Source organism: Rothia uropygialis (assembly GCF_004137765.1).
In the GTDB taxonomy this organism is placed as follows: domain Bacteria; phylum Actinomycetota; class Actinomycetes; order Actinomycetales; family Micrococcaceae; genus Rothia.
In genome coordinates, this window is record NZ_NOIS01000003.1 from 568,873 (window position 1) to 575,337 (window position 6,465).

Genomic DNA, 6,465 nt, shown 5'->3' on the forward strand with positions numbered 1-6,465 from the left:
CCCACACAACTGGTCAGGTTGCACAATGAAGCCCAACCGTATTCTTTTGACAGGCGCGACCGGTTTCCTCGGTCAAGCTGTCCTCCAAGCCCTTCTCGAAAGCACACAGGATGTCAACATCACTGCTGTGATACGTCCACGCGGACGACAGACCGGGAGAGACCGCCTGCAGCGGCTGCTGAGCAAACCGGTGTTCGCGCCCTGGATCGAGCGTGTCGGCATAGATGTAGTCCGCGATGCCCTGGAGACTAGGGTCAATGTCATCGAAGGCGATTTATCAGAGCTACCACCCCTTGAGGAGCGGTACGAGGTGGTTGTCCACTCCGCTTCGTCGGTCTCGTTCGACTCACCGATCGACGAAGCGTTTCGCACGAACGTCCACGGCGTGGAGTGTCTGTACCGCGCGCTGCGCGAAACCGACCAGGACCCACACGTTATTCACATCTCGACCGCCTACGTAAGAGGCATTTCGAAGGGCCTCGCCCAGGAACAACGGTTAGCTCACGAGGTTGATCGCCACGCAGAGTATGCAGCGTCCCAACAGGCCCGTGACAGGGTCGAGGCGGAGTCTCGCACACCGGAGCAGTTGCGCAAATTCATGCGCACTGCCCGCACACAGAGCTCCCGGATGGGACCGACGGCCGTGGCCACAGCCGCAGAAGCCGCCCGATATACATATGTCACACAGAGACTCGTCGAATTCGGACACACCCGTGCCCAGTCCCTGGGTTGGACGGACATTTACACTTTTACGAAGGCGTTGGCCGAACGCGTTGCGGAAGAGGAATGGGCCGAATACGGCCATCGAGTCTCGATCGTACGCCCTTCGATCATCGAGTCTGCGTTGCACCGGCCGAGCCCTGGTTGGATCGATGGGTTCAAAGTCGCCGACCCACTGATCATGGCCTATGCAAACGGTAACCTCACTGAATTCCCGGGCCACGCGGATTCGGTCCTCGACATCATTCCCGTCGACTTCGTGGTCAACGTGATCCTCGCTCTCGCTCTCCACGACTCCGAAGCCCCCACTTCAGACCAGGCTTCCGGCCATACAGAGCCGGAGTATTATCACGTTGTATCCGGAGCTCGTAACCCTCTGCCTTTTCACCAAATGGTTACCACGGTTCGTGAGTACTTCCTCGATCGGCCCATCCCCAACCGCGAAGGCGGTCCCACTCACGTCCCTGAGTGGCATTTTCCTAACTCTGAGCTGGTCGAACAGCGGATACGGCTCAAGGAATTGAGTACGCGAACCGGGCGTCGGGTCGTCGACAGACTCCCTGCATCTCGCCGCACACGTGCCTGGTCGTCGTACCTGAATCGTGTTGATTCCGACCTGAGGTCCTTGCGCCAGTTCGCTGACCTCTATCGTCAGTACACTACGACCGAAATGATCTTCGACGACGCCGCAACCAAGAACTTATTGGGGCGGCTTCCAGCGGAGTTCGTCGACAGACGGGGATTCGAGGTCGCAGAGATCAACTGGGACCGCTATTTCAAGGACATCCACCTGCCCGCAATCACGGATCTTACGCGAAGCTACTCACGGGCCCGGGGTCGCTCTGGGCCCGCTCGAACAGACCCCGATCCGATCCGGCCGAAAACTGACGCTCTAGCAGTGTTCGACCTCGACGGCACTGTCATCTCAACGAATGTCATTGGACAGTATGTCGCAGTCATGCAAGCGACTCAGCCGGCCTACCACTGGCCCCGTGCTATCGGCGGGCTTGCAGGCATTGTCCCGGGCCTTCTGCGGGCCGAGGCCCGCGATCGTTCAGAGCTAATCCGAATGGTCAACAGACGCTATCGGGGCTTTTCCATCGACAAGCTGCGCGAAGTCATCAACGGGCAGCTCGGGGCAAGGATCCGAAGCTCGATCCGCCCGGAGGCGCGCAAGCTCATTGAGGAGCATCGAGCGGCTGGACACCGAACCGTGCTGGTTACCGGCGCCCTGGAAGTGCTCGTTGAGCCCCTCGCAGACCTTTTCGACGACATCATCGCTACCCGCATGGACGTCACGGACTCAGGTTTACTCTCCGGGTATCTAGCGACTCCACCACTAGTGGACGAGGCCCGGGCGAACTGGCTACGGAAGTATGCAAGCAACTGCGGAGCAGACCTGTCGAAGTCCACCGGATATGGTGATTCGCTAGCCGATACAGCGTGGCTCGAACTGGTTGGCGAGCCAGTCGCTGTCACTCCCGACCTCGGTCTCTATGGACTTGCTCTCAAGAAACGCTGGAAGGTGTTGCAATGGTGACCAACAAAGACTCCGATAGAGCAACGACCGCTCCGCCGGCGGAAGCCGCGACTACTGAATTGCGGTCGGGGCGACCAACTCGCGCAGAGGTTGAGCACCCGCCCGGACATGTCGACGGCCGTCTGTTCTCCCGTAAGAACCATCCGACGGTTCTGCGCACAGACTTCGATGTTGAGGCCTACGTCGCTGGGGCCCGCGGGCGCATCTCCGTCGACGTCGAAGCGGTGGTCCTCGACGATGGCCTAGTCCGTGATCTAGATTTTCTGTGGAAGCTCGAGAATGCCGCCCTCTCAGAGACGCGTGCGATGCTCGCTTCGTGGACGGCCAATGAAGCACGCATCACTGCCTTCATCACCGCATGGGGTTACGAACGATACTGGCTGGCCCATGCTTTGCGGGAGCTAGTCGATAGCTCCTCATCAGAGCGAGGGCCACGGGAACCTCGATCACCCGCCACCAAATTGCGCAGTCTCTGGGTAGAACGAGCGCTGCCTGTGGTGGCCCCCGTGGTGGGAAATGTAGTCAAGGAGCCAATAACTGCTGGTCATATGGCCCGGATGGCTATCCAGGAAGGTGCCCTGCAGGTCGCCGAAAGCGCGCTGATACCGAGGCTGGAAGGGGAAGCCAGGCGGGTGATGTCTGAGCTCGTCGGTCGTCGTGAGGAGCTTCTCCGATTTTTCCGCACCGAGGCTCTCGCCCGGATCACGCGTTCACGCCCAGAGGCGCTCAGCGCGCGGGCCCATCTGACCAGACCGTGGGCTCCTCTGCGCGTTGTGGGAGTTCCACAACCTGATGAAATCGAGGCACTGGCGAGCATCTTCGCCCACAGTATCGATCGACAGAAGCTCGCTAACTCCGACGCTGTGATCGGTCGTCACCTGCCGCTCGACCCTCAGCCGAGCGTCGATCAGGTGCACGCGACACTTCGCCGCGCCCGCAGGGCAATCGCTCAAGGAAGGAACCACCATGGCATTTGATTTCAACAACTATGCCGAAACATCAGAGGCAGTGAAGTGGTCCGATCTCGATCTGGATCTCTTCGACGAGATGCCACTGGACAAGGACACGCTGCGCTCGGTGCGTTACATGTGCGATGTCGAGTATCACACCACCTGTTTCGTTCGGGAATTGCTCGTTACCCCTTCCCATCGGGACGATGCCTCGGCGGCGTTCATGACCATGTGGAACCGGGAGGAATTCTGGCACGGCGAAGCTCTGGCCGCGGTGCTCGAAAAGCATGGCATTCACGTTGACTACGACGAGATCAAAGCCAAGCGCGCAAGCCTGGGATGGAAACTAGCCTTGGGGCCCACCAAACAGTCGATTCTGTCGAACCTGGTGGGATCGGACTTCATCGCCGTGCACATGGCTTGGGGCACTGCCAACGAGCTCTCCGCCACCGCAGGGTACCGTCGTATGGCGGCAATGCAGGACCACCCGGTTCTCTCCCCGCTTCTCGAGCGCATCGCGAAACAGGAAACGCGGCACGTCGCGTTCTACTCCACACAGGCGCGAGAGAGACTTGAAGAGAACCCTCGGGCGCAGTCGATCGTACGCATGGCACTGGGAAAACTGTGGAAACCGGTGGGTTCGGGAATGATGGACGACGCCGAGGTCAAACACGTAATGTCGCACCTTTTCCAGGGGCATAGGGAAGAGCTCGACAAACTGGACAAGAGCGTGCAGAAACTGCCTGGCCTCAGCGAGCTCACGATCTTCCGTAACGCCTTCGCCCGTTTGGGCATCGAGTGAGGCAGCGACACGCGATGAGCAGCAACCGTGGAGGCGATGCCTCTCGGGACTCCGCCGGTCTCAAAGCATAGATATAAATGGAGCCAGGTGTCCTTAACCCCTGAATCCTACGGTTAGCGAGACTCAACCGGATTTTTAGGGCATCATGCGGACAAGACAGTCGGTGCGCGTAACCCCTACAGGTCTCTCCCCAGATAGTTAGTCAATCGCATTAGCCAAACGGGGCCGAGGAACTTCACACCGATGGCCACACCCTCACAATTGCCTGGGCAGCTATCGGCATCAGGAGCCCCACGACCGGGCGGCCAGGGTGTCTATATGCGATGTCATCGAGATTCGCGGATAACCGAACGTTCATTTTTGGACCTCCTCCTGATCGCTGCATACTCGATTCCCCTCGCGTCCAACGTCACACCACCAACGATGCCCTCGAATGTCAGCTTGTGCCACCGTCAGTTTCCACGGCCCCACGCTGGGTGACCAGACTTTCGGCCTGGGATTTCGTTGAGGAACGGACATAACCACCACAACACAAGTATCAGGTCGCCTTGGGGTGAGAATGACTGCCACAACACTGATCTTTAGGAGCGGGAAACGACCCCGCCGGGCGATGTGTTTCGCCAACGGCAAGCTCGGCGATCGGCTGTATGGGCCAGTTAGGGAAAACCCTCCGAGAACAACCGTCTCACTGCAACCCGCTTGGCCCCAGAGTCCCGGTAGAGCCGGCGTATCCTGACCTGTGGATTCGTCTCGGCGCGACGGGTGTGGCCCATATAGGTATGGGGTTTGAAGGGAAGTTCTCACATGAACACCCAATCTCACGATCACCGGCGTCTATTCCTGTACCGGATGCTCTCCCAGCCCGGGCACAGGCCTGATTCACGTTGTTAGTGCAGGTACCGGGCCCGCGTGGCCCACACGGATTATGGTATCCGCTGGTGACCGGGTGTTGCGGTAGTGGTAGCCGGGGCCTGGGGTTGCACGTAGAGTGGCCCTAAGCTCGTCGCGTCGGACCGGGCGGAGTCCCGAGCCAGGCGCGGCGGCAGGCCCGGTGGGCATACGCAAAGCCCTAGGCCACCCCGAGAGACGAGGAGTTCGCCATGAAAGCCGTCATCTATCAAGGGCCGAAGGACGTTGCGGTCAAGGACGTCCCGGACGCCGAAATCGAGCGCCCTACGGACATCCTGGTGCGTATCACGACCACCAATATCTGCGGATCGGATCTGCACATGTACGAGGGCCGGACCTCCATGGAGACGGGTCGCTCCCTGGGCCACGAGAACATGGGGGAGGTCGTGGAGATCGGTTCCGGCGTGGACCGTGTGAAGGTAGGCGACCGCGTGGTGTTGCCGTTCAATATTTCCTGCGGCTTCTGCGCCAACTGCGAAGCCGGTAACACGAGCTACTGTCTCACCAACCAGCCGGCGGAAGGCAAAGGCGGGGCAGCCTATGGCTTCGCAGAGATGGGTGACTACGGCGGCGGCCAGGCCGAGCTGCTGCGCGTGCCGTACGGTGATTCCAACGCGCTGGTGTTGGGCGAAGATGCTCAGGAGAAGGAGAACGACTACGTCATGCTCTCGGACATCTTCCCCACCGGCTACCACGCCACCGAGCTGGCTGGGCTGCGCCCAGGCGAGTCCGTTGTGATCTACGGGGCCGGACCGGTGGGTTTGATGGCCGCGCTATCGGCCTCGTTGCGCGGAGCGGCTAAGATCATGGTGGTAGATCGTCAGCCGGATCGCCTGCGCTTGGCCGAGGAGATTGGTGCGATCGCCATCGACGACTCGAAGGTCGACCCGGTCCAGTTTGTTCTCGATCAAACCAATGGCCTGGGTGCAGATCGCGGTTGCGAATGCGTGGGCTACCAGGCCCACGACCACGGTGGTGACGAGGACCCGGCAATGACCATGAATCAGCTGATCGCCTCAGTGAAGTTCACGGGCGGCATCGGCTCAGTGGGCATCTTCCTGCCCGCCGACCCGGGTGCCGAGGACAAGGACGCCAGTGCAGGCCGTCTGCACCTGGACTACGGGATGAGCTGGTTCAAGGGGCAGTCGATCGCTAGCGGCCAGGCCCCGGTCAAGCGCTACAACCGCCAGCTGCGAGACCTGATCGCGATGGGCCGGGCCCAACCGTCATGGATTGTCTCCCATGAGCTCTCGCTGGAGGAAGCCGCCGAGGCTTATCGCAGCTTCGACGACCGCGAGGAAGGTTGGACCAAGGTCCTGCTCAAGCCCGGCAAAGCCTAATACCTCACGAACCCCTGACAAGGGCCGAGTCCCGCGCGTCCAGCTCTCGCGGCCAAGCTACAGAAACGACCCGATCTGCCCTGGCCGGGACGGAACCATCCGAGCAGCAGGACTTAAGTCCGCAGCTTCTTGGCGTATGAGTCGATCTGTTGTTCCGCATCATCGTAGGCGGCCAGGACATCTTCGAGCTCCACATCGGCGGGA

The 6,465-nt window shown here is 60.5% G+C and carries 4 protein-coding genes; all 4 read left to right on the top strand.

All coding sequences use genetic code 11. From position 1 onward, the window contains the following. Nucleotides 1–25: 25 nt before the first annotated feature. The 4 genes from EWV35_RS09335 to EWV35_RS09350 all read left to right on the top strand — a co-directional run bounded on the left by EWV35_RS09335 (nt 26) and on the right by EWV35_RS09350 (nt 6,261). Nucleotides 26–2,260, top strand: coding sequence for an HAD-IB family hydrolase (locus EWV35_RS09335; RefSeq protein WP_129660913.1), 2,235 nt, complete (start codon nt 26–28; stop codon nt 2,258–2,260). Beyond that, on the top strand, nt 2,254–3,237 hold the full coding sequence (locus EWV35_RS09340; protein ID WP_129660916.1) for a hypothetical protein: 984 nt from the start codon (nt 2,254–2,256) through the stop codon (nt 3,235–3,237). Before EWV35_RS09335 ends, EWV35_RS09340 begins: the two co-directional genes overlap by 7 nt. Then, nucleotides 3,227–4,012 carry a ferritin-like domain-containing protein gene (locus EWV35_RS09345; protein WP_129660918.1) on the top strand — a complete coding sequence of 262 codons (786 nt, stop codon included), beginning with the start codon at nt 3,227–3,229 and terminating at the stop codon, nt 4,010–4,012. The genes EWV35_RS09340 and EWV35_RS09345 overlap by 11 nt, the downstream gene beginning before the upstream one ends. 1,100 nt (nt 4,013–5,112) lie before the next feature. After that, on the top strand, nt 5,113–6,261 hold the full coding sequence (locus EWV35_RS09350; RefSeq protein ID WP_129660921.1) for a glutathione-independent formaldehyde dehydrogenase: 1,149 nt from the start codon (nt 5,113–5,115) through the stop codon (nt 6,259–6,261). Nucleotides 6,262–6,465 lie beyond the last annotated feature (204 nt).